Here is a 1,927-nt window from a genome sequence, read left to right as displayed (position 1 = left end):
TCCTCAAGAATAATTAATATCGGGAAGTTGTTTCGTGCTTATTCCTAACATTATTATTAGCAGGCAACCTTTCTCTGATACCTAAGATATTCACCACGTAAACAAGAATATTATACAGGATATCAATATCCTGTACTTTCCCCCTATTCCTCCACTGTATTGATCTTAAAATCAGGCAGTTTTCCCTGCTATCAAAATTATCCTGTCAAATTGCCTCTATAATTGATAATATTCAGAAAAACAGGCGTATTAACAAGAAAACTTAATCTATTTATAGTTTGGTTTATTATCTATGTCAATTGAAAAACCTAAAAAGAATTTACTAGAGGAAACACGGAGCATTTTTCGGCGCTTACATTACTCGATTCATACTGAACGTGCTTATTGTGATTGGATTATGCGTTTTATACGTTTTCATCACTTGCAAGAAAGAGAGTCCTTACTGGTTGATCCTGAGAAAAAAGTTGAGGATTTTTTAACTCATTTAGCAGTACAAGCTAATGTAGCGGCTTCAACACAAAACCAGGCTTTTAATGCTCTGGTATTTTTGTATAAACAGGTTTTGAAACATCCTTTAGAGGGTGTGGATGCTGCAAGAACAAGCAAAGAAAAGCGAGTTCCAGTGGTTTTGACACGGGAAGAAGTTAAACTGGTTCTCGCTTTTTTAGAGGGGACATCAGATTTAGTTGTAAAGTTATTGTATGGTGGTGGTTTACGAATTACCGAGGCTGTGCGTCTACGCGTACAAGACATTGATTACGGATTTAAACAGATAACTGTGCGCAATGGAAAAGGGTTATCAGATAGGGTTACCCCTTTTTCTGAAAGCCTGATACCACTGTTAACCAATCATTTGGAGCGGGTTAAGGCGATTCACGAGCAAGACTTAAAGGATGGTCATGGTGCTATTTATTTGCCCTTTGCACTATCACGCAAGGAAAATAAAAGGGGTCAGTGTAATTGATTTTTTTATATTTTCAGACTTTCTACCCTGTCCCTTGTATGTCTGAGGAATTCCAAGTCGATTTAAGCGTGCTAATCAAACCATAATATAGCCTTATCAATGATTTTAAACTAAGTTTACCCCAACAAAACAACAATATCAATAACTCTGACCCCTTTGATTGTGATTGTGATTGGATTCCGAAAACATGGGTAGTTGATTGTAAGTTTGTTGGCGCACGCGATAAAGCATTGATTTACCTGGGTCGATACCTTTACCGTGGTGTGATTCGTGAAAAGGATATTTTATCCTGCCATGATGGCAAAGTAACATACCGCTATCAAGACAGTAAAACCAAACGCTATATAACCAAAATAGTTTCGGGGGCTGATTTTCTCTGGCTGGTATTGCAACATGTTTTGCCTAAAGGCTTTCGCCGTGCGCGGAACTTTGGCTTTTTACACCCCAATAGCAAGGGCGTGATTAAACTGATTCACATCCTGCTAAACTGAAGTTTCCCAATTATTGAGTAGCTGAAATACACAATGCTGGTGTATCGAGGTTTATTTTAGGAATGTGCACGAAATAACTTCCTGAAGCAGCCAAGCTTGAATAATGAAATATCTCCCCTAAATTAAGGTTATCTTAATTTATTACTCAGTGGTTGTCTTATGTCATTTCCTTATAAAAAAAATATCGAAAAGTCGATGAAGAAATTTTATGACTCACTTTGTGAAAAAAATAAGCGACGGTATGCCGCCATTGAAAGTGAAAAATTATCTCATGGTGGCGTTAACTATATTTCAGCTTTATTAGAGTGTGACCCAAAAACTATCCGCCAAGGAAAAAAAGAACTCACCGAATTAGAACTGGATATAACAGGAATCAGACAACCTGGAGGCGGTCGAAAAAAAAGACCTCTACCCCTGAATACAGTGGAATAGATCAAGACTTTTTAGATATTCTTCAACAGCATACAGCAGG

General features: G+C 37.4%; 2 protein-coding genes and 1 pseudogene. All 3 read left to right on the top strand.

Annotated features, from left to right (window positions below; translation table 11 throughout):
• Positions 1 to 292: 292 nt before the first annotated feature.
• The 3 genes and pseudogenes from CDZ78_RS19920 to CDZ78_RS19910 all read left to right on the top strand — a co-directional run bounded on the left by CDZ78_RS19920 (position 293) and on the right by CDZ78_RS19910 (position 1,887).
• Positions 293 to 964, top strand: a complete 672-nt coding sequence (locus CDZ78_RS19920; protein ID WP_087871517.1) for a phage integrase N-terminal SAM-like domain-containing protein — start codon at positions 293 to 295, stop codon at positions 962 to 964.
• A gap of 176 nt (positions 965 to 1,140) precedes the next feature.
• Positions 1,141 to 1,449: pseudogene (locus CDZ78_RS19915) on the top strand (transposase); the annotation flags it as partial.
• A gap of 165 nt (positions 1,450 to 1,614) precedes the next feature.
• Positions 1,615 to 1,887 carry a hypothetical protein gene (locus CDZ78_RS19910; protein WP_087868120.1) on the top strand — a complete coding sequence of 91 codons (273 nt, stop codon included), beginning with the start codon at positions 1,615 to 1,617 and terminating at the stop codon, positions 1,885 to 1,887.
• The last annotated feature ends 40 nt before the right edge of the window (positions 1,888 to 1,927 follow it).

This window comes from Bathymodiolus platifrons methanotrophic gill symbiont (genome assembly GCF_002189065.1).
Classification (GTDB): Bacteria; Pseudomonadota; Gammaproteobacteria; order Methylococcales; family Methylomonadaceae; genus Methyloprofundus.
This window is presented reverse-complemented; position numbering and strand designations above follow the sequence as displayed.